The sequence below is a fragment of the Nocardia carnea genome (assembly GCF_029869215.1).
Lineage (GTDB): Bacteria > Actinomycetota > Actinomycetes > Mycobacteriales > Mycobacteriaceae > Nocardia > Nocardia carnea_B.
This window is the reverse complement of record NZ_JARWPM010000449.1, coordinates 1-24,158: the sequence shown is the minus strand read 5'-3', so window position 1 is coordinate 24,158 and position 24,158 is coordinate 1. Positions and strand designations below refer to the sequence as shown.

Genomic DNA, 24,158 nt, shown 5'->3' with positions numbered 1-24,158 from the left:
GTCCGGCGGCGCTCTCCAACTGTGGGTGACAGGTTGCCGCGCTTGGTAAGCGATCCGGTAATTCCTTGTCGCGGAACCCGATCGGGGGACATGTGGGCACAGTAGCTGGATGTGCGGAAGCCTTCGAAGGACTGTCCCCGGGGGTGGGAACGGCGTGCCGAGGATGCCGGTGAGTGCATCTGACGGTGAAGAACCGGAGACGCCCTCACGTGGGCGGGTGGTGTCCCGAATCACCCGATCTGTCTACCCTAGAAGCCTTTTCGGTTGTGCGCCAGTAGTACCGATTCTGTGCTGGCAGGGGTAACTGATACGTGGCCGAAATGGACACAACTGGGTGCCTGGCCGGATGGCCTCGGTCAGCTCTTCTTCCGTGAGCGGAGGAGTATCCAGGTCGAGCCGGCAACGCCCAGAATGCCGAACACGACGATCGTGCCGAGTAGGGCGGCGGAGGGCCCACCGGTGTCCGCCGGTTCCGGCTGCTCGGCTGCCGCCGACGGTGCCGGTGCGGGAGTTGCTGGGGCCGCCGTAGCGGCCGTGCCGGTCACCGTGAACGAATACGAGCCTGTGATGGGGTGACCATCAGCGGAGATCACCCGGTAGGCCGCGGTGTAGGAGCCCGGAGGCAAGGTTCCCTCGATTCCCGTGCGCACCCGCTCTCCGTCGGCTGTCGGGGCGCCGTCGTCGAACCGCCGACCGGACTGGTCGCTGATCGCCACGGTCAGGAACGACGAATTGATGACTTGATCGAACACCAGCTCGACCTCGGCGGGTGCGGCGGTCAGCGATTCCCCCTCGGCGGGGGAGGAGCTCACCAGGGAGCTGTGCGCGGTGGCAACCCCTGGGCTCATCAACAGCGCTGCCGCCGTCAGCAGCATGACGAAATGCAGAATACGTCTCACAACATCGATCCTTCCCGGTTCGGGCTCGGCCGGGCACCACCCTATTACTATGCGTAATAGTTTTTATTGTGGGGCGTCACGATGCTTTGGGTGACCATTCAGTGGACCGCTTTAAAACTATGTAGCGTAGTATTTCGCGTGGCTGTTTCGTAGCGATGACTTCCAGGAGGGCCGATGCCCCGACGTAGGGACGCACCACCGAGCCGCGGGAAAACCAGACCCGGCGCGGTTCGCGGACTCGGCAGGTCACGGCAGTTCCCCTGGCTGTCGATAGCGGGCAGTGCCGTAGTCCTCGCGCTGATCGCCGTACTGGCGATCGACCTCGTTCCCGACTATCAACGTAGTGCGGAGCGTGCCCGCTTCCTCCCCGATGCGGAGAACCCGGACCCATCGGTGAACATCGATGGTGTCCTGCGTGTGGACTACCCGCCGGCCAAACATGTACAGAGCCCGCAGCGCGTGGCCTATGAGATCACGCCGCCACTCGGCGGGCCGCACGATCAGTACTGGGCAACCTGCACCGGTGTCGTGTACTCCCAGCCGCTACGGCCGGAGAACGCCGTCCATTCCCTCGAGCACGGAGCTGTGTGGATCACCTACTCGCCACAACGGTTGTCCGCCGGAGATATCGAGGAGCTGAGCAGCAAGGTCGAAGGGGAGCAGTACATGATGATGTCGCCGCATCCCGCGCTGTCCGCGCCCGTGGTGGTGCAGTCCTGGGGCAGGCAACTCACAGTCGATTCGGTTGCCGACGAGCGGATCGACCGGTTCGTCAGCGCGCTACGGCAGAACCCGAATACCCACCCCGAGCCCGGTGCCAGCTGCTCGACGATTCCCGGAGGTTTCGATCCCGATCAGCCGCCACCGGCCGAAACGGAGCCGCCGGGTCCCGACGCCGTTCCGGTGGGGCAGGCCGGGGACGAGCCGCAGGGTGGCAACGGTGGCAACTGAGAATCCGGAGAACGCGGCAGCGCCGACGGTCCGTCGCGGGCTGGGGGGCTCTACCACGCTGGTCGTGCTCGCCGTCCTCATCGCACTCCTGTCGGGTGTGCTGATCGGGCGGCTGACGAACCAGTCGGAACAGGCTGTGCCCGAACCCGGCCGGGTGGATGTGGGTTTCGCGCAGGATATGTCGGCGCACCATGCACAAGCCGTGGAGATGTCGGGGATAGCTCTGGCTCGCTCGGTGACACCGGAGGTTCGCACGCTGGCCTACGACGTGGCCACGAGTCAGCAGAGCCAGATCGGCACCATGCAGGGCTGGCTCCGGTGGTGGAACCGGCCGGCGGTCAACGCCGAAGCGCCGATGCAATGGATGGACCAGGGATCCGGTGCCGGCCACTCCATGCCGGGGCAGAACGGATCGGCCATGCCCGGCATGGCTACGCCGGACGAGCTGCGCACATTGCGCCAAACCTCGGGCTCGGACTTCGACGCTCTGTATCTGCGGTTGCTGCTGCGCCACCATGAAGGTGGGCTGCCGATGGCCGACTATGCGCGGGTGAACGCCGAGACGGCGTTGGTGGCGGAGTTCGCCGACCGAATCGGCCAGACGCAGACCGCGGAGTCGGACTCGATCCGGCAACTGCTCGCGATGCGCGATCTGGGGCCCCTGCCGCTCGAGCAGCCACACCGATGAGCGCCGTATCGGTCGGCGCCGGTTCATGCCCAACGACCTCGATGCTCGGTGATCATCTTCTATGGGTCTGAATCTTCCCGCAGCACCGCCGTCATGGCTGTCGTACCTGGCGTGGGACCCGGACTCCGTCCCTGTCCTGCCGATTCTGGGCACGGGGCTCATCGCGTTGTACCTGGCGGGGGTTTACCGGGTACGTAGCGCGGGGCGTCGATGGCCGTGGTGGCGGACCGTCAGCTTCGTGTGTGGATGCCTGGTGCTCATCGCGGTCACCGGGCTGGCAATCGACGGGTACGGCCATCGATTGTTCAGTGCCTGGATGATCCAGCACCTGACCTTGTCCATGCTGATCCCACCACTGTGGGTCCTCGGCTGCCCCGGTGTGCTTCTGCTGCGTGCCACCCCCCACCGCGGCTGGGGCCGGTCAGTGCTGGGGGTCGCTCTCGCCGGGCTCCGTAGCCGGGCGACCCGTGTGCTACTGCACCCGGGGTGCACCGTGCCGCTTTTCCTGTTCAGTTACTACGGGCTGTATTTGACTCCGCTGCTGGACTGGCTGGGCACAAGTCCACTCGGCCACCTCGGCCTGCAATTGTTCTTCCTGGCGACGGGCTTGCTGTTCATCGTCCCGGTGCTTTCAACCGGGCCCTTGCCCATGCGGCAGACCAACCTGGGCCGCTTCTTCGACATCTTCGTCGAGATGCCCCTGCACGTCTTCATCGGCGTCATTCTCATGATGGCCACCTCGCCCATGGTCGAACTGTTCGCGGCACCGCCACCGGAATGGGGCGTGGACCCGATGGACGACCAGCAGACGGCCGGTGCTCTGGCGTGGTCCTACGGCGAACCCATTGCGCTGGTCATCGTGCTCCTCTTCGCGAGACGTTGGTACACCGACGAGCTGCGGGAGAATGCACTGGCCGAGCGGTATCCACCCGCGGGGCCCGACGGTACCGACGAGTTGAGCGCCTACAACGCATACCTTCGGGGTTTACACGGTCTCCCGGTACCTGGCAGCACCGCCGATGTCACCGGCCGGGGGCACTCGCCCGTCGGCGCCGAAAATCTGTGAGCTGGTGTGGATCTCGGCCGCGGCTGCTGGCTTCACCAGGCCGGGTTCTCGCCGGTGCAGCGACCTGCTCCCCGCTCCGGCTCGATCTGGACGGTGACGTGGGACAGCCCGAACCGGTTTTCGAAGACTTCGCGAGATGCGGCGAGGACCGCGGCGGTATCGGCGTCGGTGTCGACGGTCAGGTGTACAGAGGCAACTTCCATACCGCTGGTCAATGTCCAGGCGTGGAAATCGTGCACTTCATGGACTCCGGGCAGTTCGGTGAGTGCGTTGACGGCGGCGGGTACGTCGAGCCCGGAGGGGGCATGCTGGAGCAGGATCCGTACCGCACGCCTACCCAGAGTGAACGCGCGTGGAAGAACGAACAAGGCGATGCCGACGCCGATCAGGGGGTCGGCGTAGCGCCACCCGAAAAGCACGGTGAGCAGGCCGCTGATCAGGACCCCGAACGAGCCGAGCATATCGGCCATCACCTCGAGGTAGGCGCCGCGCACGTTGAGGCTCTCCTCGGCGCCGGACCGCAGGGCCAGGAAGGCGGCGACATTCATGGCCAGCCCGATCACGGCAACGATCGTGACCGGCCACCCCGGCACCTCGGGAGGCGCGGCGAGTCGCGAAACCGCTTCGTAGAGAACCCATCCGGCGACTCCGAACAGCAGCAGTGAGTTCAGTAGGGCCGCGAACACCTCACCGCGGTGCAACCCGAAGGTGCGGTCGGGGCGAGAGGCTGCTCGAAGGGCGATCAGCACCGCAGCCAACGCCATGACGATCCCGAACACGTCGGTGAAAACATGCGCCGAATCCGACAGTAGGGCCAGCGAGGAAGTCGACAGCCCCACTGTCACCTGGGTCACGAGCGTTACCGCTCCCAGACCGGCCGCGATGGCCAGCCGCGGGATATATCGCGCGGATGCGCTGGTTCCAGGGGCCGGTGCGGTGTGAGTGTGGTCGTGCCCGCTCATCAGGTTGCCTCCTCAGGCTTCGAGATTGTCACATAGTAACATGCGCATATATACGATGAGTACGGTCAAGATGTCCCGTCCTGCATGTTCCTCTTGGCTTGCCGTGTGGACGTCGGCGCATAAAACTATGCTGCATAGTAATATTTTCGTTGTTGTCCGGTTACCGCCCACGCACGAAGGAACTCGATTGGCGCGACATCGCAAAACCGAGTTGCCGGTCCCGGTATCTCGCCTGCAATTGCCTGCGGCGGAGGCACGCCCGGCCGGGCAAGCATGGTGGCCGGTGATCTCGGACGAACGGGGGCATCGCTGCCGAGCGGGAACCGAACTCGACACGACCCAGCCTGTGCCGCGTACCGCCTCTGCTGTGGAGCGCTGGGGAAAGGCACGCGACATCCAGTCGGGCAACGCCGGAAAGCAACACCCTCCGCGATCCGGAAGGAATCGGGCGAGCCGTCACCGCGCGCCCTCGCGTTCCACGGTTCAGGTGGTGCTCGCGTCGGTGGCGGCCGGTGCGATCCTGGCCGGCGGAACGTCGACCGCGCATGCCGGGTCCGGTAAGAACCACGGTCACAATCGCATAGTGGACGGCGATGACGATGTGGCATCGGCCGACAATGGGGGCGGAGCTGCGCTGCTGCTCGAGATGCCCGCGGCGCCGCGGATGGCCGAGTGGGCGGATCAGCTGGCGCGGGCGCGCGACCGTCTCATCAAGCAAGCCGAACGCGAGGCCGAAGCGCGTCGTCCGCGGACGCTGGCCCCGGTGAGTGGCACGCTGACCTCGAGTTTCGGGCCCCGGTGGGGCACTAATCACAATGGTCTGGATATCGCCAATGCCATCGGTACGCCGATCGTCGCCGTCACCGACGGCACCGTGCTCGAGGCGGGGCCCGCTCAGGGGTTCGGCCTCTGGATCCGGGTACAGCAGGACGATGGCACGATCGGTGTGTACGGGCATATGAACGAGATATTCGTCGGTGCCGGACAGCGCGTACGCGCCGGAGAGACAATCGCCACGGTGGGCAACCGTGGCCAGTCGACAGGCCCGCATCTCCATTACGAGGTGTGGAACCCGGACGGAGGTCAGTCCGACCCGCTGGCATGGCTGCGTGCCCGCGGTGTCGATATGTAATCATCGCTGTGGACATTGGGTCGCAGAAAGGGAAGGTCATGTACGGGCTCGGCGGTCTCGAGGCCGAAGTGATGGAGATCCTCTGGGACGCCCCGGATGCGATGTCGGTCCACGACCTGGTCGAGGTGCTCGCGAGGCGTAAGCAACTCGCGTACACGACCATATTGACCGTCGTTACCCACCTGTATGAGAAGGGGTGGGTGACCCGGGAAAAACGGAGCCGGGCCTATTATTACTCCCCGCGCAACAGCCGCGCGGAGGCGACTTCGCTGGCCCTGCGTGAGCTGCTCGACGGCAGCAACGATCCCGCCGCGGTCCTGCTGCACTTCGCGGGTACGGTCACCGAGCACGAGGAGCAGGCATTGCGCAAAGGGCTTCGCAAGGGCCGTCGCCGGTGAGTCTCGCACTCTTGTTGCTGGTCGCCGCCGCGCTGATCGCCACCGTCATGCCACGGGTGCTCGAATCGACGCGCCTGGCGGTGACGCGACCGGCGGTCGTGCTGGTGGCCTGGTTGACCAGTATCGGCGCGGTGCTGTTGTTCACCGGTTCGGCCGTCCTGATGTTGCTGGGACCGGAGCATCCCCCGGCCGAGGCCGCTGTCGACGCGGTGCTGCGATGTCTGTCGGCATTTCACCACACCACTCGGCCGTGGGTTTCGGATGTGATGACGATCGTCACTACGTGTGCGGCAATGGCGTTGACCGCGCGAGCCGTGGTGTTCTCACGGCGACACCGCGCTGTCCGGCAGCGGGTGCAGCAACGACACCGCGACACATTGTCGGTCGTCGCTCGTCGCCGTAGTGAAAGCGACGTCATGTGGCTCGACCACGCGGTGCCCCTGGCCTACGCGGTCGGCGGCCGCCCGGGTTTCGTCGTCGCCACCGACGGGCTCTCATCGATGCTGACACATCGTGAACGCGACGCCGTTCTGGCACACGAACGAGCCCACCTGCGCGGGCATCACCATCGAATCGCGGCGTTCTGCGACGTGCTGGCGACGGCTCTGCCGTTTGTGCCTCTCTTCCGTCGTGCGCCCCGCGCGGTCCGGACCCTTCTCGAGCTGCTCGCCGATCACCACGCCGCTCGGGCGACGAGCCCCGCGGTGGTGCGCTCGGCGCTGGCGGCGGTCACTTCCGCCGGAACACCGCTGGCACCGGAATGGAGCCTGCGGGCAGGCGACGACACGGCAGTGCGCCTGGAGAGCCTGGCCTTCGATGTACCCCGCCGGTTCCCGAGGTTTGCCTGCTTGTCGGCAGCAATCACTGTCGTCACGGTCCCCGCGCTGGCTTCACTCGCATTTGTCACGCTCTCCTCGGTGGGAGCCTGCCTGCTGCTGTCGTGAGTCGATGTAGAGCGGCTGGTGGTATGGCGTTCGTTGTCACGGTGCAGGGCGGTTGACCGCTGTCGGCGTAGTAGGGCACGTCGGTAGTCGGAATCGCGGCGGAGGCGCGAGCCCGAAGTCGCGGGAGAGTGATCCCGTGGGGATCGGAAGCGGGAGCCGATCGCTCCCCGGTCCCGGCTCTGTGCCAGGGTATTACTACTATGGATAGTATTTCGCGGGCGAGTGGCCGTGGCGCTCGCACCCCGTTGTCACTGGCCCGCACAGTGCCTCGGCACCTGCTGCTGTGGATGGTGGTCGGCGCGGCCGTTGCGGCTGTGCTGGCGCGGCTGTCCACCGGGGAGGCGCTGCGGTTGCTCGGGCTCCCCGATCCGGGTGTGGTGACCACTGTCGGGTTGCCTGTTGCCATGGCAGTGGGGGAGATCGCGGCGGTGGTGATGGTGGGCTCGTTGCTGCTGGCCGCGGTTCTGGTGCCACCGCAACCGTCCGGTGTACTCGACGTAGACGGCTGCCTGGCCGTGCGGACCGCCGGCATCGCGGCGTCGGTCTGGGCGGGCAGCGCCGTCCTGCTGGTGCCGCTGACGCTGTCGGATACATCCGGGCGGCCGCTAGGGGACGTCGTCACCGATCCACTGCCATTTCTGCGCACGGTCGGCGATATCGAGGTGACCCGGGCATGGGCCTGGACAGCGGTCCTGGGCATTGTCGTCGCGGTGGGTTGCGTGGTGACGCTGCGGCATCGATGGACACCTGTACTGCTGGCCCTGGCGGTGATCTCGTTGCTACCGAGAGCGGTATCGGGGCATTCGGCCACAGGTGGCGACCACGACATCGCCACCAACAGCCTGGTATTGCACCTGATCGCGGCCACCGTGTGGGTCGGTGGCCTGGCCGCACTGGTGTTGCACGTGCGCCGCGGCGGAGAGCATCTCGACGTTGCCCTGCGGCGATTCTCCGTCATCGCGACGGCCGCGTTCGCCGTGGTGGCTGTATCCGGTGTCGTCAACGCCCTGGTCCGCGTGCCGATCGGAGACCTGCTGACCAGCGCCTACGGCGTGCTGGTGTTCGCCAAGGTCGCTGCGCTCGTCCTGGGCGGAACCTTGGGGTGGCGCCAGCGTCGATTCGCAGTCCGCGCGGTCACGGACGATCCCGACGATCGGAGCGCCTTTGCCCGGCTCGCTGTGGCAGAGACCCTGCTGCTGGTGGCGACGGTGGGGCTGGCGGTGGCGCTCGGCCGAACCCCGCCCCCGCCGCCGCGGGAGCGTCGTGAGCCGAGTGTCGTCGAGGAGGTGCTGGGTTACGCGCTCAGCGGCCCGCCGAGTGCGTCGCGTCTTGCTCTCGAGTGGCGTGTGGATCTGCTGTTCGGCGCTGTCGCGGTGGCGCTGGTGGTCTGCTATCTGCTCGGCGTCCGGAAGATGGCCCGGGCCGGGTTGGTCTGGTCACGCGGGCGAACCACAAGCTGGCTGTGTGGCTGCGCGCTGGTGTTGGTGGCGACCTCCTCGGGGCTGGGGCGTTTCGCTCCGGCGGTGTTCAGCGTGCACTCGAGCGCGATTGCCATCCTGGGGTTGGCCGCTCCGCTCTGCCTTGCGGCCGGTGCACCACTCACCCTGGCCCGGTACGCGCTCGGACCGTCGGGTCCCGCAGCGGTTCCCGGGCTCCGGGAGTGGCTGAAAGCACTGCACCGGGGATGGCCGGTCCGCGCGTTGACCCGGCCGCTGGTGGTCTGGGCCCTGTTCGCCGGCGGTTTCGCCTGGTTTCATCTCGGTGGCGTTTACGACTCGGTAGCCGGTTCGCACGTCTGGCACGTGCTCGCCAATGCCTATGTCCTCACCACCGGATACCTGGTGTTCTGGGTCGGGCTCGGCACCGATCCCACCGGTCATCCGCGACTGAGCCGGAGGGACTCCCTGTTTTTCATGGGCTCGGCTTTGGTCGCGTACGTTGCGGTGGCGGCGATCCTGCGAACCGGTGGTCCGCTTGTTGCCGCCGACTATTACACCTCGTTGCGGCGGGACTGGCTCAGCGATCTGGCTGCGGATCAGCGGCTCGGCAGTACCATCGCCCTCGTCGCCGGGCTCGGCGTGTGCATCACCGCCGTGGTGATGCGCCTGCGCGGCGGTGCGGATGAACAATCAGCGGCTGCTAGCCGTCGGCGTGTACGTGATCTTGTGTGAGTCGATCTCCTGGTCTGCCGGAATGGCTGGACGAATCGTCTTGCCGGCCATGAAGTTCACGCGGTCTGTGCAGTGGCCAACGATCGGAGATCGCTGAAATGGATGGTCGAGCCGCGCTCCCTCCGACCGGATTTACGCTGGGCCAGCGTGAGTGGCGGCGGCCTCGAGTGTCGGTCGCCGCGGGTACACAGCGTACGACGACTGAGCGTGGCGTGCTGTGATCATCGCCTACTGCTGCGGGCTGGGCGCGTAGTTTCATACCCGTTCGACGGTCCGAGTGCCGTCCTCCGGATCAGGAGACGCTCTGTGCTTGCGGCGTGGCAGTGTGGGCAGCCACCAGTTCCACTGGCCGAGTACGCGCATGAGCGCGGGGACCAGGACCAGCCGGATGAGGACGGCATCGATGGCCACCGCGACGGCCAGGGCGAATCCGAGTTGTTTCAATTCCAGGATCTGGGCGGTGGTGAAGCTGCCGAAGACCGCAACCATGATCGCCGCCGCGGCGGTGATCGGCCGCGCGGTACGGGCCAGCCCGCCGGCGACAGCGGAAGTGTTGTCCGCCCCGGCGTCGATGTGTTCGCGCATGCGCCGGATCAGGAAGACCTCGTAATCCATCGACAGCCCGAACAGGATCGCGAAAACCATTGTCGGCAGATACACCTGCAGGAATCCGGTACTGGTGAACCCCAGTAGCGACTGGCCCCACCCCCACTGGAACACCGCAACCGTCAGCCCCAGTGCGGCACCGGTGGCGAGCAGGTTCATCACGATCGCCTTGATCGGAAGCGCGAGGCTCGCGAAGGCGATGAGCAGGAACACCAGAGACGCGGCCAGTACGAGGGCGATCACAAGCGGTAGCTTGCTTGTCATCTCGTCGGCGAGATCGACGAATTCTGCGGTGGTGCCGCCGACAAGTATCTGTGGGCCCCCTTTCGCGGACGCCACTTCAGCGGCCTCGCGTAGGTCCCGTACCAGCGTCTCGGCTTGTGCGGAGTCGAAGGGCACGGCCGGGATCACGGCGGCCAGCACCCGGCCGTTGCTCGGCTGAGCGGGGGTCACGGCCTCTACGCGGGCATCGGCGGCGGTAGCGGTGAGGAACTGTTGAACCTGCGCGGATTGCTCGGCGCTGAGCGGGGTGTCGCCGGCGCCGGTTGCGACGACCTCGACCGGTGAGAGGGCTCCTGGCGCAAAATTCTCGGCGAGCACGGTGCCGGCGCGACCGGACGGCGCGTCCCCGAGCGAGTTCGTGCCCATGTCGAGCCCGTAGCGGATACCCAGCAACGGGGCCGCAGCCAGCAACAGCACCGCCACCGTGCCGCCACCGAACAGCACCGGCCGTGCCATGACTATGCGCGCCCATCGAGCCCACCGGCTCGCGGAAGCGTCCGCGTCGGCGGTCATCTCCCGTGGGCGCAGCCGGCGCGGCAGCGCGCCACGGTTCAGGGCGGGCCCGAGTACGGCAAGTAACGCCGGGAGCAGGGTCAGGCCGGCGGTGAGGGTGGCCAGTACCGCGGTGGATACGCCGAGCGCGGCGCCACGGAAGACCGGGGCGTCCATCACCAGCAACGCCGACAGCGAGATCATCACGATGATCCCCGATGCCAGGATGGTCCTGCCCGAGGTCGCCAGAGTGCGCCCCAGCGCCGCGGCGATCCCCGGGTGATCGCGCCGCTCGCTGATCCCAGCGCGGGACAGTTCTTCTCGGAACCGTGCCACCACGAACATCGCGTAGTCGATGCCGATTCCGATGCCGATCATTGTCGCCATCGACATCACCAGCTGATCGAAGTCCAGCACCCCGCTGAGCAGTAACAGCCCACCGACGGCGAGTAGCAAGCCCGCAACAGCGACCACGATCGGCACCACCGCCGCACCCAGGGCCCCCAACGCCAGGACCAGCACCACCAGCGCGATCGGCAGGCCGATGGCCTCGGCGCGTCCGAGATCGCGTTCCTGAATCGCGGTGGCATCGTTCTGCACCGGCGAATAGCCGGTCACCGCCGCAGACACTACGTCGTTACCCGCGGCGCCGACCGCCGCCTGCAGGCGAGCCGCGACTTCGGCGCGAGCGGCCATATCGCCGTCGATACCGACCGGCGCGATCGCCACGCGCCGGTCCTCCGCGATCTGCCCGGGACCGGTGAACGGATCGATCACCCCCACTACGCCTGGGACTGCACGTGCCTCCCGCACCACCTCGCCCACGGTGTCGCGGTAGACCTCGTCGTCGACGACGGCGGTATCCGAGCGGAACACGATCACGTCCTGTTCGGCGCCGAAGGATGGGAAGTGCTCACCCACCAGCGCGTCGACCTGCTGTGATTGGGAGCCCTCCACGCCGAAATCCATGCCTCCGAGTCGGTCCGACAAGGCGGGATAACTTGCGGCACCGGCCAGCGTGACCAGTCCCCATACCGTGAGCACCAGCCATCGCCGGCGCGCCATCAACATTCCCCAACGCCACAGCCGGCCGCGGACGATACCGCCACTATTAGATGCAGACATGCGAATATGTTAATTCGATCGGGTCGCGTGTGTACAGGGGCTTGCCCACTTTCGAAGCCGATCGCGCGGGGTGGTAGCCAGAAGAGCCGCGCTCGGTGCGATGCCGGCGCTTCTCACGCACCGGCACCGCACCGCTGATTCCGCTACACCCCGGCGGGTTCTCGCGAGGTGTTGCCGAGTTCCACGACTTCGGCTTCGGTGATGTGCAGGACCCGGGCCGAGGCGATATCGAAGAACAGGCCCGCGACCTCGACCCGCCCGGCCGCTACCGCTGCGGCAACGGTCGGGTGGTTCATTCGCAGGGTGCGGACCTGCAGGGCAACGTTGATCATGCCGAGCTGGTCTACCTCATCGAATCCGGCCGCGGCCGCGGCCCGTCCCACCGGATGTCCATCGAGCCACGCTTGGCGCGTAGGCGCGGCGTGGCGAAGCCATTCGCCGATCGGATCGGTGTCGTGCTGCCCGTCGCCGTCCGGAGCATTCGCAATCGCCTGCATTGCACCGCAACCGGAATGGCCACATACGACCACAGCGCTCACCCCCACAGTGTCGATGCCGAACGCCAGCGCGGCTTCCAGTGAGGTATCGAGTGCATCGGGGGCGACGATGTTTCCGATATTGCGCACGGTGAACAGGTCACCCGGCCCGCTGCCGGTGATCACGTTGGGCACGAGCCGCGAGTCCGAGCAGGCCAGGAACAACGAATGGGGCGACTGCCCGTCACGCAATTCGTGCAGATGCTCGCGCAGCAACGTCGCGTGACGACGATGGTAGTTATCGATCCCGCTGATCATCGGCCGCAACAGGTCGGTTGCGGAGCCGTCGGACCCGCGGTGCTGGCGCTTGTTCCACGGCGCGAATCCGCGGGCGAGTGCCGCGGTCAGGTGCCGTTGCGGCGTGCGATGCGGGGCGGCGGTGATCGCCGCGGTGCCGATCTCGTCGACGAGCACGGTACCGCCGGTTTCGCGGTGCCGGCGTGCCCATTCCTCGATTGCCTCGGCCACGGCGTGGTCCAGGTAGTCGGCGGTGAGCTCGATCGTGACATCGCTGCCCGCCGGTACGGTGGCCAGGGTCTTGGTCAGTCGTGGCAGCGACAGGAAGCTGCACGTTCCCTCGATCGCGACGTGCCAGTGCCTCGAGTCCTGCGCGCCGACGGGCTCGGCATGAACCGAAGCGCGCACCGAGCGCCACAGCACCAGTATCACGGCGAGTACCAAGCCGAGCAGAACTCCTTCCAGCAGGTTCAGCAGCATGACTCCGGCGATCGTGGTGACATACACCGGCAGATCGCCGGTCCGGCGTGCCAGACGGATGTGCGCGATCTTGATCAACTGGATGCCGATGACGATCAGGAGCCCAGCCAGCACCGATTTCGGGATCTGCTGCACCAGCCCGGCCAGGGCCAGGGAGAAGACCAGGATCCATACCCCGTGCAGCACCGTGGACGCCTTCGAGCGCGCACCCGCGCTGACATTGGTCGCCGAGCGCACGATGACCCCGGTGACCGGCAGGCCACCGAGCATCCCGGAGGCCACGTTCGCCGCCCCCTGGCCGATCATCTCCCGGTTCAGATCCGAACGCGGCCCCGAATGCATTTTGTCCACCGCCACCGCCGAAAGCAGGCTCTCCACGCTGGCGATGAGCGCCATCGTCAGCACACCTCCGAAGAACGCGCCCCACGCGCCCTGCGGCAGCGCCGGCACAGCGATGGCATCGAGAATGGAGCCGTTCATCTCCACCCGCTCGACCTCGAGGGGGAAGATCAGCGAGACCGCGGTCGCGGCCACCACGCCCACCAGCGCCGCGGGCACTTTGCCCAGTGGCCCGGGCACGTAGCGCCACCCGAACAGCACGACGATCACACACAACCCCACCACCACATCGCCGAAGTGTGCCGAGCCGAGTTGCCCGGGCAATTGAACGACGTTCTGCCATACCGAGCTCTGTGACGATCCGCCCAGCAGCACGTGCACCTGTTGCAGGGCGATGATCGCGCCGATACCTGCCAGCATGGCGTGTACCACCACCGGCGAAATGGCGAGCGCGGCCCGGGCGACCCGGCTCAGCCCCAGCAGAATCTGGAGCACCCCCGCTCCCACCGTGATCGCACAGGTCACCTTCCATCCGAAACGGCCCACCAGTTCGGCCACGACGACGGTGAGCCCAGCCGCGGGGCCACTGGCCAGCAGCGGTGAACCGCCGAGCAGGCCCGCTACGATCCCGCCGATGGCGGCGGCGATCAGTCCGGCCATGATCGGTGCGTCCGAGGCGATCGCGATGCCCAGCGACAGCGGCAACGCGACGAGAAACACCACCACCGACGCGGGCAGGTCGTAGCGGAGCAGGGTCTGCATCCGCCCTTTCAGCAAGCCGGTCCCGGCACCCGATGATTCTCCGAACATCTACATCCTTGTCGGTTTCGGACCGTGGTCCACGTGGGCAGTAGCGAGCGCCGGCTGTTCGCCTCGGATCCACGGGTGCGGTGAGCCGGCACTGCGCGACTGTACGAACACACCTTGCTTACGGCGCGTGACGGCCGTCACAAGTAGGGCGATTATCAGGCGATTCTCAGTGAAAAACTATTCTACATAGTATTTAAAGGCCTGCTTGTGGCGCGGAGATTGCCGGAAAGGGGTGTCTGCCGACATCGGGCTGTGGAAAGCTTCGCATCCGCGAAAGCCGGACCTGTGGCTCGTCGTCGAATTTCCGGCTGATACGCGATCGACGAAGTACCTTCCGTGGTGACGTGGACCGTTCGTCAATTCATAAATACTATGACACGTAGTAACAACTGAGAAGTTACTTAGAATCAACCTGAATGTGGTTGTTCACACTGTGGGTTTCGCGTCGTGGCGCCTAGGGTGGCGTCGTGCGCCGAGCCACCCCTCATCAGGTTCGGAGCACACTTCCGGCCGTAGGAAGGGTCTGGACAACCCTTCGTGTCGGATTCCGTGGCCTCGACGCCGGGCCGGCACCTGGCGTCGAGGCCATCGGGCCGAATATCTACTCCCAGAAAATTTTTCGGACTGCACCGTATGGTGCAGTCGGCAGGGCGGCACCAGCGAAGTTGCTCGGTTATCCGCGGGATTGCCGGCGATGCCGCGGTCGTGGGAGAAATGATCATTTGCCGGTGACGGCGTGTGGGGTCCAGTGACGAGAAAAGTCGCGCTAAGCGGTATCTGACTTCCCTCGGTTGTCGAGATGGGTTGTGTAGCAGTTGGTTTCGGATGGATGGGCACGATGCTCGGCCCAAATCCGGGAAAAGTCGCGCTAAGGAGTTGCCGCAGACAATGGCCTATTATCTGCGGTAGCTTCGATGGCGAGCTGGCGCGATGCCTCTTCCCGGGCGGAGCGACTCCGTAAATTATCTGTGGTAGCGCCGATCGGGTCCGGTGACCGGGGGGCGGAAGGACTGATCGTGGGACAGGTGCGGGCGCTGCCGGTGCGGGGCGTGCGATTGAAGGATGCGGTGGATCACTTCTTGTCCACGATCCCGAGCGCCAACACCCGCCGCGGGTATGCCGTGGCCCTCAACCGGCTGGTGAGCGATTTCGGTGCCGATTCGGATGTGGGCCTGCTGGAGGCCGAGCGGGTCGGTGGCTGGTTCGTGTTCAAGTGGGGCGGTAGTTCAGCGCAGACGTTCAATGTCCGCCTCGCGTCGCTGCGCGCGGCGTGTGAGTACTGGCGTGCGCAGCAGTGGCTGGTCGGCGATCCTCTCGTCCGGCTGGTGCCGCGGAAGGTGCCGCCGGATCACTCGCGGGCGCTGACCCGCGACGAGGTGACCTGGTTGCTCGCGGCGGATGTGCCGCTACGGGAACGGGTGCTGTGGACGATGCTGTACGAGACCGCGGCTCGTGCCGAGGAGCTGCTGATGCTCGACATCCCGGACCTGGACATGGGCAACCGGTGCGCCGTGGTGACCCGCAAGGGCGGGGCCCGCGACGTGGTCGCGTGGCAGAGCGGCACCGCGCGGCTGCTGCCCCGGCTTCTGGCCGGGCGGAAGTCCGGGCCGGTGTTCCTGACCGACCGCAAGGCGAAACCCGGTGTTGCTGTGGGCGATATCGACCCTTCCACGCTGCGGGGGAGGTTGTCGTACCGGCGGGCCCTGGAATTGTTCGAGCACCACACCGGCGGGTTCGCGCGTGGACCGTTCACGCTGCATCAGTTGCGTCATTCGAAACTCACACACGCCGCCGAGGACGGGGCGTCGACACCGATGCTGATGCGGATGAGCGGGCACACCTCGGTGCGATCCCTGGGTAAGTACTCGCGGCCATCCGCGGAGGCGCTGATCCGGTGGCAGGCCCAGACCGACCCTGCCGCGCGGCGGCGGCGCTGAGCGGTCCGGGCCCAGGGTTCCCACCGCGCAGTCATCGGACATGACGGCCTCGCACTGCGCGGCCGGTGCCGTCGGCGCGGATCTTCATGATCGCTTCATCGGGGGTGTCTACCGTCGGTTCGGCAAGCATCCGAATCGATCGAGAAAGGGAGTGGGTTCGATGAACCGTAGGGCGAGGATCGCCACCACTGCCGCTGCCGGCGTCGCGATTGTGGCGGCGGCCGGGGTGGGTATCGGGTACGCCTTCGACGGTGACGATGACGAGGTGACCGGGCCGGCCGCCGATCGGGCGCGTGCCGCGGCCGTGGAGGCGGTGCCCGGCGGCACGACCGGTGAGGTCGAAACCGAATCCGATGAGGGCGCTGCCGCCTATGGGGTGCAGGTCACCGCCCCCGACGGCTCGGTGCTCGAGGTGCACTTGGACAAGGACATGAAAGTCCTGGGGACAGAACCGGCCGACGACGACGAATGACCCCGGCGGTCGGTGACGCGGATCTGGGGTAGACCGCGTGCACCACCCGTGTGGCCAGGGTCGCGGCCGGGCCCGTACTCGGCTGCGGCCTGGTCATGTGACGGGTAGTCCGAGTGCTGCGGCGGCCGCGCCGAGTGCGGCGCAAACGGTGAGTACACGCAGCATGGGCCATTTCAGCCCGAACACGAGGACTGCCGCGACGGCGGTGAGGGCGAGGGCGACGGGTTTGGCGGTGTCGAGGGCGGGCAGGGCGATGCGCAGTGGCCCGGTGTGGATGTCGCGGGTGCCGGTGAACAGGGTGTGGGTGGCGAAGAAGACGGCGAGGTTGGCGATGACGCCGACGACGGCGGCGGTGATGCCGGTCAGGGCGCCGGACAGGGTGGTGTTGTGGCGTAGTCGTTCGACGTAGGGGGCGCCGAGGAAGATGAACAGGAAGCACGGCACGAAGGTCACCCAGGTGGTGAGCAGGGCGGCGATGATGGCGGCGAGCCAGGGGTTCAGGCCGCCGGGGTGGTGGTAGGCGCCGAGGAACGCGACGAATTGCACGACCATGATCAACGGTCCCGGGGTGGATTCGGCCAGTGCCAGGCCGCGCACCATCTCCGTGGGGGTGAGCCAGGCGTAGACCTCGACGGCGCGTTGGGCCACGAAGGCGAGCACGGCGTAGGCGCCGCCGAAGGTGACCAGTGCGGTGCCGGAGAAGAAGACGGCTTGGGTGGTGAAGATGCTGTGCGCGCCGGTGAGCACGGCGACCGCGATGATCGGCAGCGCCCACGCCACCAGCCCGACGGTCAGTATTCGCAGGTTGCGGCGCGCGGAGGGGGGTTCGTGGTGCAGGGTGTCGTCGTTGATCACGGGTGCGGGGCCGTCGTCGCCGGTGTCCTTTTGGGGGTGGATGGTGTGCGGGGCCAGGCGGCTCAATGCCCACCCGATGCCCGCGGCGGCGGCGATCACGAGGGGGAAGGGGATCGCGAACAGGGTCAGGGCCGCGAACGCGGCGACGGCGATCGCCACCAGGGCGGGGTGGTGCAGGGCGCGGCGGCCGACCCGGATGACGGCTTGGGCGACGATGACGACCACGGCCGGGCCGAGCCCGGCGAAGACGGCGGTGACGGCGGTGGTGTCGCCGACGGTGACGTAGATCGCCGACAGCGCGAGCAGCGTGAGCACGCCGGGCAGTACGAACAGGGTGCCGGCGGCCAGGCCGCCGCGGGTGCCGTTGAGCAGCCAGCCGACATAGATCGCCAGCTGTTGGGCTTCGGGTCCGGGCAGCAGCATGCAGTAGGACAGGGCGTGGTTGAACCGCCGCTGTCCGATCCAGCGTTTGTCCTCCACCAGGGTGCGTTGCATGACCGCGATCTGCCCGGCCGGTCCGCCGAAGGTCTGCAACGAGATCACGAACCAGGTGCGCAGCGCGTGGCGGAACGGGACCAGATCACGCCGCGGTGGCGGTCCCGGCTTCCCGGATCCGGTGTCGTTGGGCGGTGGTGAGGCGTGGTCGGGGGCGGTCACCGGCGGGTCTCCTTCGGACGAGCGTGAGGTCGCAGCGGTAGTCGTTCGCTGTGGGCCTTTGCGACCCGTTCCTTTTGATGTAACCATGGTTGCATTGATGTAGTGAAGTGAGGGAGCGCGGCAGTGACGAACGCGACGCAGGCCGGGTGGGTGCTGCTGTGCTATCGGATGCCGCGCGAGCCGTCCACCGCCCGTATCGCGGTGTGGCGCAACCTCAAACGGCTCGGTGTCGCGCAGCTGGGCGACGGGCTGGTGGGGTTGCCTGCCGATGCCCGCACGCGCGAGCATTTGGAGTGGATCGCCGAGGAAGTCCTCGCCGCGGGCGGGGACGCGACGATCTGGCTGGCCCAGCCAACCGTCACTGCACAGGAACGTGCGCTGGCCCGGGAGCTGGCCGCTGCCCGGGCCGCCGAATACGGCGCGGTGCTGGCCGAGGCCGAGCAGGCGCGCGCCGCCGATGCGGCGACCCGGCGGCGGGTGCTGCGCAGGCTGCGCGCCGAGCTGCGGCGCATTCACCGCCGTGACTACTTCCCGCCCGCCGAGCGGCGCGCCGCCGTCGCCGCCGTTGATGCCCTGCATCCCGATCATTCCGACCGCGAGGAGATTGAATCCGCATGAAATGGGCCACCCGTGCCGGAATCCATATCGACCGCGCCGCCTGCGCGTGGTTGATCCGCCGCTTTATCGACCCCGATGCCGTGTTCGTGTTCGTCACCGACCCCGACCAGGTTCCCGATGAGGCGACCGCGTTCGACATGCGCGGAGTGGAGCTGGGCCACCATGGTGGCGATTGCAGTTTCGAGACCATCGTGGCGCGCTATGAGCTCACCGGCGACGCCGCCCTGGCTCGGATCGCCGAGATCGTCCACGAAGCCGATATCGACGACGAACGCTACGACGCTCCCGAAGCCCCGGGCCTCGATGTCGTCCTGCGCGGGCTGTCGATGATCGGCGACGACGAACACACCCTCGCCGTCACCGCACCGGTCTTCGACGGCCTCTACGAGTTCTACCGGCGCGCTACCCTCCTCGGCCGCGAACCCGCCTGACCGGCACAGACCACACCATGCCCGCCATCACCCTGGATCAGGTCAGCGTCAGTCATGGCTGCGCACCGGTGCTCGTCGAGGTCGATGCGACGTTTCCCGGTGGTGAGTGTGCGGCGGTGGTCGGGGCCAGCGGGGCCGGGAAGACCACCCTGCTGCGGCTGCTCAACCGGCTCGCCGAGCCCGACCGGGGCCGGATCCTGCTCGACGCCACCCCGATCACCCGCCTCGACGTCCTGGAACTGCGCCGCCGTATCGGACTGGTTTCCCAGCACCCGACCCTGCTCACCGACACCGTCGCCGACGAACTCCGCACCGCCCGCCCCGGCCTGTCGGACGACCGGGTCGCGGCGCTGCTGACCCGGGCGGGGTTGGCGCCGACGTTCGGGGACCGCCGCTGCGCGGAACTGTCCGGCGGTCAGGCGCAGCGGGTGTGCCTGGCACGCTCACACGCTCGAGCGCATGATCGACGGCCGACTCGACACCGTGCTGGGTGCCTGCATCGACAACACCCACAGCCCGCACTCACCCGCCGGGCAGCCGTGCCGGGCCTCGTTCATATTGTGCCTGCAATGCCCCTGTGCGCGGGCGCTACCCCGGCATCTGCCGGTGCAAGTACTCGTCCACGATCAGCTCGCCGAACGCCGTGGTGAAATGACACCGCTGCGGTGGGCGCAGGCGTTTCGCCCGTCCCCACGCTCAACTGTCGGACCTGCTCGACCAACACAGCCGCGCCGCCATCGACACCGCCCGCGCGAACGCCTCCGATGCCGAGCGCGACTTGGTGAGCCGACTTCTGAACAGAGAGCTGGACCTGCGATGATCTCACCCCACCATGCATCGATCCCCGGCACCGACACCGATGTGCCACAGCCGAATACCCGCGTACTCGAGTCGCGTCCGCTACGGCCCGGGACGGGCAGCGATCGGCTGTCTCTGCTCGCTGCCGACCGATGGGACCTTGACCCGGCGATCTTCGAGGACCACTTCAGTGGTCACAGCCTCAACTTCGCGGCCATCCCCTCGCCCTTACGGCAGGAGGTGAAGATCTACTTCTGGCACCTGCTCAACCACACCGGCGCCGCGCGGCTGCGTGGTGGGAACTCCCGGCCGTCGGTGCGCACGGTCATGACAGCGCTGGGCTTGCTGCGGCCGTTCCTCACCTGGATGCACGAGCGGGGCCACAGCAGCTTCGGTCGGGTCACCAACCCGATGCTCGACGACTACCTGGCCGCCCTTGCCCAGGAGCCGATTCGACTGCAAATGAAGTACCAGCGGTTGATGGAGGTCAAACGATTGTGGGCCTACCGCACCGTGCTTCCCGAGTGCCTGCGCTTGCCGCCCGCACCGCCCTGGGGTGGTGAGGAATCCTTCGAAATCTTCGGTCGCGCAGTCAACTACCTCGAAAACCGCACACCACGCATCGCCGAGACCACGATGCAACACCTGCTGTGCTGGGCGATCCGGTTCGTCGACGACTTCGCCGCCGACATCCTTACCGCCCACGCCGAGCACATGCGGTTGCACGACGAAGAACCCGCCCAGCGGGACAACGCCGGGCGCAGCAGCCGCCCGCCACCCGGCGATGTACCCCGCCGCTTGAACGAGTATGTCGCGCGGCTGCAGCGATGTGGCGGTGCCCTGCCCGGCAGCCTCGACGACAATGGGTGCGCGGTGGTGGATTGGCACCCCGTCGGTTTGATCATCGGAGCGGTCGGCGATGGACTGGGCGACACGGTGGCCGGCCGCCGGGTCCTTGAGGCCGGTCTTCCGGTCTCGGATCAAGCCAACCTCGATACCCCGATCTCCGCACTGCTCGACGAGCGGCCGTGGCGGGACCGTCCGATCAGCTACCACGAGGCGCCGAAACTGGCGCGGCTGCTCAGCACCGCCTGCTTCGTGGTGATCGCCTACCTCTCCGGAGCCCGCCCCGGTGAGGTGCTGAATCTGCAACGCGACTGCCTGGAATACGATGCGGTCAACGATCTGTGGTCGATGCAGGGCCTGTATTTCAAGAACGCCGTCGACGCCGACGGTAACAAGTTGGTGGAAGGACAACTTCGCCGTATCCCGTGGGTGGTCATCGGTGTCGTCGCCCGTGCCATCGAGGTCCTCGAGCAGTTGCACTCCCAGCCTCTGCTGTTCCCGACCTGGCTCGAACCCTACCGACGGCCGCGCGATACACCCGCCAAGGCAAGGCCCGCACGTCGACCACCATGGCCCGCGACATTGCCCGCTTCGTCACCTGGGTCAACGACGAATGTCGTCGGCGTGGGCGAGCCGACGCGATCCCCGCCGATCCGAACGGAGGATTGAACGCGTCCCGGTTTCGCAGAACTCTCGCGTGGTTCATTCGGCGCCGTCCGCGCGGCCTGATCGCCGCCTCGATCCAGTACGGCCACGCCCACACCCGCATGCTGCAGGGATACGCCGGAACCTACGAATCCGGATTCCCCGACGACTACGCTTTCGAGGACTGGCTCTGCCGGCTCGAGAACATCGCCGCCGATCGCCGCGCGCTCGATGCCGGTGAACATGTCAGCGGCCCTGCCGACACCGCCTACCGCCACCGCATCGCAGCGGCCGACGCTCAATTCGCCGGCCACGTTTTGCGAAGCCCGCGCCAAACCCGCGATCTACTGGGCAACCCGCTGCTTCAGATCCATCACGGCGAGGGCATGACCTGCGTATTCGACCCCGCACACGCCGCCTGCCAGCTCCGCGGCACCGCCGACGATCCGCTGGTCACTCCCGATCTTGAGGACTGCCGACCCAAATGCCGCAACATCGCCCGCACCGACCGGGACATCGTAGTGATCCGTGCCCGCTACGACGCGCTTACCCGCGTGGTCTCCGATCCACTGGCTCCACCGATCCGCCACGAACGCGAACTGCACGAATTGCACCGTCTGGCAACGATACTCGACATCCACGACCGGCCGCCACGACAGAGGAGCGCAGGTGACTGAATCCGCCTCCGAACCTGACGCGACCCGGGTAGCGATCATCGCGGCAATGGATCGCCTGCTCACCGGCACTCCGCTCCGCGCTACGGGACGGCTGAGCGTGTCCCAACTGGCAGTCGAAGCGGGTGTCAAACGCTGGCAGTTGACCCACCGGCACCTCGATCTGAAGGAGAAGTTCCAGGCGAGGGTGAGAACCACCGTGTCCCAACCAGCGGTGAGCTGCCGATGCGGCAGCGACGTTCCTCGCCTTCGCGCCGAGCGCGCCGCCCTGCTCGAGCAGGTCGCGGACCTGGAACAACGACTCCGGTTGTACGCGACAGTGATCAACACCCTCGCCGGCGAGAATGCGGCCCTAACCTCGATCCCTCACGCCAATTCCGGCACAAGGTGCCGGAATTGGCGAAAAGGTGCTCTGAACTGCGATAATTCGGCTTGTCTAAGGTCGAATCGAACAGTTTCAGGAGCACCTTTTCGGTGAGTGAGTCTATGTCGTGGTATCCGTCGCTGAAAATCGAGGTCGGCGGGTCGCCGGTCGTGTCGCAGGCCGGGGCGGGATTGCTGCTACGGACCGTGGAGAAGACCGGGTTGAGCAGGGGTTTGTCCGAGAGGCTGTCGCCGTGGCGTAGCTCGGGTGCGGTGCATGATCCGGGCAAGGTCGTGTGTGATCTGGCGGTGATGCTCGCACTCGGCGGGGACTGCGTGTCAGACCTGGCGCTGCTGCGGGCCGAGCCCTGTGTGTTCGGTGCGGTGGCCTCGGACCCGACGGTATCGCGGCTGATCACAGTGTTGGCTGGTGATTCGCGCAAAGCGTTGGCGGCCATTGCTTCCGCTCGCGCGCAGGCGCGAGCACGGGCGTGGGAATTGGCGGGAACGGCCGCCCCGGATTACGGGGTCGACGCGGCGGCGCCGTTGACGATCGATCTCGATGCCACCTTGACCGAGGCCCACTCGGACAAGGAACACGCGGCCCCGACCTTCAAACGCGGTTTCGGGTTTCACCCGTTGCGGGCGTTCGTCGACCACGGCGAGACCGGCACCGGGGAACCGGCCGCGGTCATGCTGCGCCCGGGAAACGCCGGCTCCAATACCGCGCACGACCACAAACAACTACTGGCCGACGCGTTGACGCAGCTACCGCGGGTCGACCGGTGGCGGATCGGTCGCAAAGTCCTGGTCCGCGCCGATTCCGGCGGCGGCACCCACGAATTCCTCGACTACTGCCACCGCCGCCGCGTTCAGTATTCGATCGGTTTCGTTCTCACCGACGACATCGTCGCTGCCCTCGACAACCTCATCGACACCGACTGGATCCCCGCCCTCGATGCCGGCGGGAAGACCCGGCCCGGCGCCTGGGTTACCGAGGTCACCGGCCTGCTGGACCTGTCGGGTTGGCCGCGCGGGATGCGGCTGGTGGTGCGCAAGGAACGCCCGCACCCCGGCGCGCAGTTGCGGTTCACCGACCACGACGGGCTGCGGCTGACCGCGTTCGTCACCAACACCACGACAGGGCCGCTGCCGGAATTGGAGTTACGGCACCGTCGCCGCGCCCGCTGCGAGGACCGCATCCGCGCCGCGAAAGACACCGGCCTGCGCAACCTTCCGTTCCACAGCTACAACGCCAACCGCATCTGGACAGCGATCGTCGCACTCGCCATGGACCTGACCGCCTGGACGCAAATACTGGCCTTCGGACCGGATTCCGCACGCCGCTGGGAACCGAAAACACTACGACTGCGACTGTTCTCGATCCCCGCACGCCTGGCCCGTCACGCCCGCCGGGTCCACCTGCGCCTACCCGCTCACAACCCGTGGACCGGTCTCGCTCTCACCGCTTTCGCCCGCCTCGCAGCACCCTGACCAGCAAAAACCCGCCCCTACGAAGCAAGAAAGACACCCTCCGGACTTGTGGAACCCGGCAGCCCACCCGCGGGTGGGGGGGGGGGGGGGGGGGGGGGGGGCGCGGCGGGCCCCGCCCCCCCACCACCACACCCCCCCCACCCCCCCCAGCCGCCATTCTCATTGTTAATGCCAAAATCCACGCCCCCGCCCCGGCGCGACTCGATCAACTGCGGCCCGGCCGAGATGCCGACACCGGTCGCCGCGAGCC

Annotated in this window: 21 protein-coding genes; 16 read left to right on the top strand and 5 right to left on the bottom strand. The window is 67.1% G+C overall.

Going from position 1 to position 24,158, the window contains the following annotated elements; genetic code table 11:
• Positions 1 to 356: 356 nt before the first annotated feature.
• Positions 357 to 899, bottom strand: a complete 543-nt coding sequence (locus QH276_RS34235; protein WP_163844476.1) for a copper resistance CopC family protein — start codon at positions 897 to 899, stop codon at positions 357 to 359.
• 174 nt (positions 900 to 1,073) lie between these two features.
• Between QH276_RS34235 and QH276_RS34230 the strand changes: the two genes are divergently transcribed.
• The 3 genes from QH276_RS34230 (at position 1,074) to QH276_RS34220 (ending at position 3,604) form a co-directional block, all read left to right on the top strand.
• Entirely contained in the window at positions 1,074 to 1,850 is a 777-nt protein-coding gene (locus QH276_RS34230; protein WP_163844474.1) for a DUF3105 domain-containing protein, read from the top strand.
• On the top strand, positions 1,840 to 2,538 hold the full coding sequence (locus QH276_RS34225) for a DUF305 domain-containing protein (RefSeq protein ID WP_280399473.1): 699 nt from the start codon (positions 1,840 to 1,842) through the stop codon (positions 2,536 to 2,538). Before QH276_RS34230 ends, QH276_RS34225 begins: the two co-directional genes overlap by 11 nt.
• 61 nt (positions 2,539 to 2,599) lie before the next feature.
• Positions 2,600 to 3,604, top strand: coding sequence for a cytochrome c oxidase assembly protein (locus QH276_RS34220; RefSeq protein ID WP_163844472.1), 1,005 nt, complete (start codon positions 2,600 to 2,602; stop codon positions 3,602 to 3,604).
• A gap of 32 nt (positions 3,605 to 3,636) precedes the next feature.
• Here the strand turns inward: QH276_RS34220 and QH276_RS34215 are convergent, their stop codons facing one another.
• Positions 3,637 to 4,569, bottom strand: coding sequence for a cation diffusion facilitator family transporter (locus QH276_RS34215; protein ID WP_375154810.1), 933 nt, complete (start codon positions 4,567 to 4,569; stop codon positions 3,637 to 3,639).
• Positions 4,570 to 5,053: 484 nt separating this feature from the next.
• On the opposite strand from QH276_RS34215, the gene QH276_RS34210 reads away from it, so the two are divergent.
• The 4 genes from QH276_RS34210 to QH276_RS34195 all read left to right on the top strand — a co-directional run bounded on the left by QH276_RS34210 (position 5,054) and on the right by QH276_RS34195 (position 9,211).
• The gene (locus QH276_RS34210) at positions 5,054 to 5,698 is read left to right on the top strand and encodes a M23 family metallopeptidase (RefSeq protein WP_280199030.1); all 645 of its coding nucleotides are present in this window, start codon (positions 5,054 to 5,056) and stop codon (positions 5,696 to 5,698) included.
• Between the two features lie 38 nt (positions 5,699 to 5,736).
• Complete coding sequence (locus QH276_RS34205) at positions 5,737 to 6,096, top strand: BlaI/MecI/CopY family transcriptional regulator (RefSeq protein WP_163844469.1); 360 nt, start codon at positions 5,737 to 5,739, stop codon at positions 6,094 to 6,096.
• Positions 6,093 to 7,040, top strand: coding sequence for a M56 family metallopeptidase (locus QH276_RS34200; protein WP_163844467.1), 948 nt, complete (start codon positions 6,093 to 6,095; stop codon positions 7,038 to 7,040). Before QH276_RS34205 ends, QH276_RS34200 begins: the two co-directional genes overlap by 4 nt.
• Positions 7,041 to 7,240: 200 nt before the next feature.
• On the top strand, positions 7,241 to 9,211 hold the full coding sequence (locus QH276_RS34195) for a cytochrome c oxidase assembly protein (protein ID WP_218582428.1): 1,971 nt from the start codon (positions 7,241 to 7,243) through the stop codon (positions 9,209 to 9,211).
• A gap of 255 nt (positions 9,212 to 9,466) precedes the next feature.
• On the opposite strand, the gene QH276_RS34190 is transcribed toward QH276_RS34195, so the two are convergent.
• Positions 9,467 to 11,716: an MMPL family transporter gene (locus QH276_RS34190; protein WP_256666651.1), complete on the bottom strand. Its 2,250-nt coding sequence runs from the start codon at positions 11,714 to 11,716 to the stop codon at positions 9,467 to 9,469.
• Positions 11,717 to 11,859: 143 nt separating this feature from the next.
• Positions 11,860 to 14,118 carry a SulP family inorganic anion transporter gene (locus QH276_RS34185; protein WP_163844465.1) on the bottom strand — a complete coding sequence of 753 codons (2,259 nt, stop codon included), beginning with the start codon at positions 14,116 to 14,118 and terminating at the stop codon, positions 11,860 to 11,862.
• A gap of 1,016 nt (positions 14,119 to 15,134) precedes the next feature.
• Between QH276_RS34185 and QH276_RS34180 the strand changes: the two genes are divergently transcribed.
• Both QH276_RS34180 and QH276_RS34175 read left to right on the top strand, forming a co-directional pair.
• Entirely contained in the window at positions 15,135 to 16,055 is a 921-nt protein-coding gene (locus QH276_RS34180; protein ID WP_072740120.1) for a tyrosine-type recombinase/integrase, read from the top strand.
• Positions 16,056 to 16,215: 160 nt separating this feature from the next.
• Positions 16,216 to 16,527: a PepSY domain-containing protein gene (locus QH276_RS34175; RefSeq protein WP_029930724.1), complete on the top strand. Its 312-nt coding sequence runs from the start codon at positions 16,216 to 16,218 to the stop codon at positions 16,525 to 16,527.
• A gap of 93 nt (positions 16,528 to 16,620) precedes the next feature.
• Here QH276_RS34175 and chrA read toward each other — a convergent pair whose 3' ends face one another.
• Positions 16,621 to 18,039: a chromate efflux transporter gene (chrA, locus tag QH276_RS34170; protein WP_307718306.1), complete on the bottom strand. Its 1,419-nt coding sequence runs from the start codon at positions 18,037 to 18,039 to the stop codon at positions 16,621 to 16,623.
• Between the two features lie 123 nt (positions 18,040 to 18,162).
• Between chrA and QH276_RS34165 the strand changes: the two genes are divergently transcribed.
• The 7 genes from QH276_RS34165 (at position 18,163) to QH276_RS34135 (ending at position 23,908) form a co-directional block, all read left to right on the top strand.
• Entirely contained in the window at positions 18,163 to 18,657 is a 495-nt protein-coding gene (locus QH276_RS34165) for a Chromate resistance protein ChrB (protein ID WP_235204492.1), read from the top strand.
• A complete protein-coding gene (locus tag QH276_RS34160) occupies positions 18,654 to 19,088 on the top strand; it encodes a chromate resistance protein ChrB domain-containing protein (protein ID WP_029930721.1) in 435 nt (144 codons plus the stop codon). Before QH276_RS34165 ends, QH276_RS34160 begins: the two co-directional genes overlap by 4 nt.
• Positions 19,089 to 19,105: 17 nt before the next feature.
• Positions 19,106 to 19,738, top strand: a complete 633-nt coding sequence (locus QH276_RS34155; protein ID WP_052373435.1) for an ATP-binding cassette domain-containing protein — start codon at positions 19,106 to 19,108, stop codon at positions 19,736 to 19,738.
• Positions 19,739 to 19,904: 166 nt separating this feature from the next.
• Positions 19,905 to 21,401 (top strand): hypothetical protein, encoded by a 1,497-nt coding sequence (locus tag QH276_RS34150; RefSeq protein WP_218017189.1) that lies wholly within the window; start codon positions 19,905 to 19,907, stop codon positions 21,399 to 21,401.
• On the top strand, positions 21,398 to 22,054 hold the full coding sequence (locus QH276_RS34145; protein WP_217631342.1) for a hypothetical protein: 657 nt from the start codon (positions 21,398 to 21,400) through the stop codon (positions 22,052 to 22,054). The genes QH276_RS34150 and QH276_RS34145 overlap by 4 nt, the downstream gene beginning before the upstream one ends.
• Entirely contained in the window at positions 22,047 to 22,529 is a 483-nt protein-coding gene (locus tag QH276_RS34140) for a hypothetical protein (protein WP_139183358.1), read from the top strand. The genes QH276_RS34145 and QH276_RS34140 overlap by 8 nt, the downstream gene beginning before the upstream one ends.
• A complete protein-coding gene (locus QH276_RS34135) occupies positions 22,526 to 23,908 on the top strand; it encodes an IS1380 family transposase (RefSeq protein WP_072740121.1) in 1,383 nt (460 codons plus the stop codon). The genes QH276_RS34140 and QH276_RS34135 overlap by 4 nt, the downstream gene beginning before the upstream one ends.
• The last annotated feature ends 250 nt before the right edge of the window (positions 23,909 to 24,158 follow it).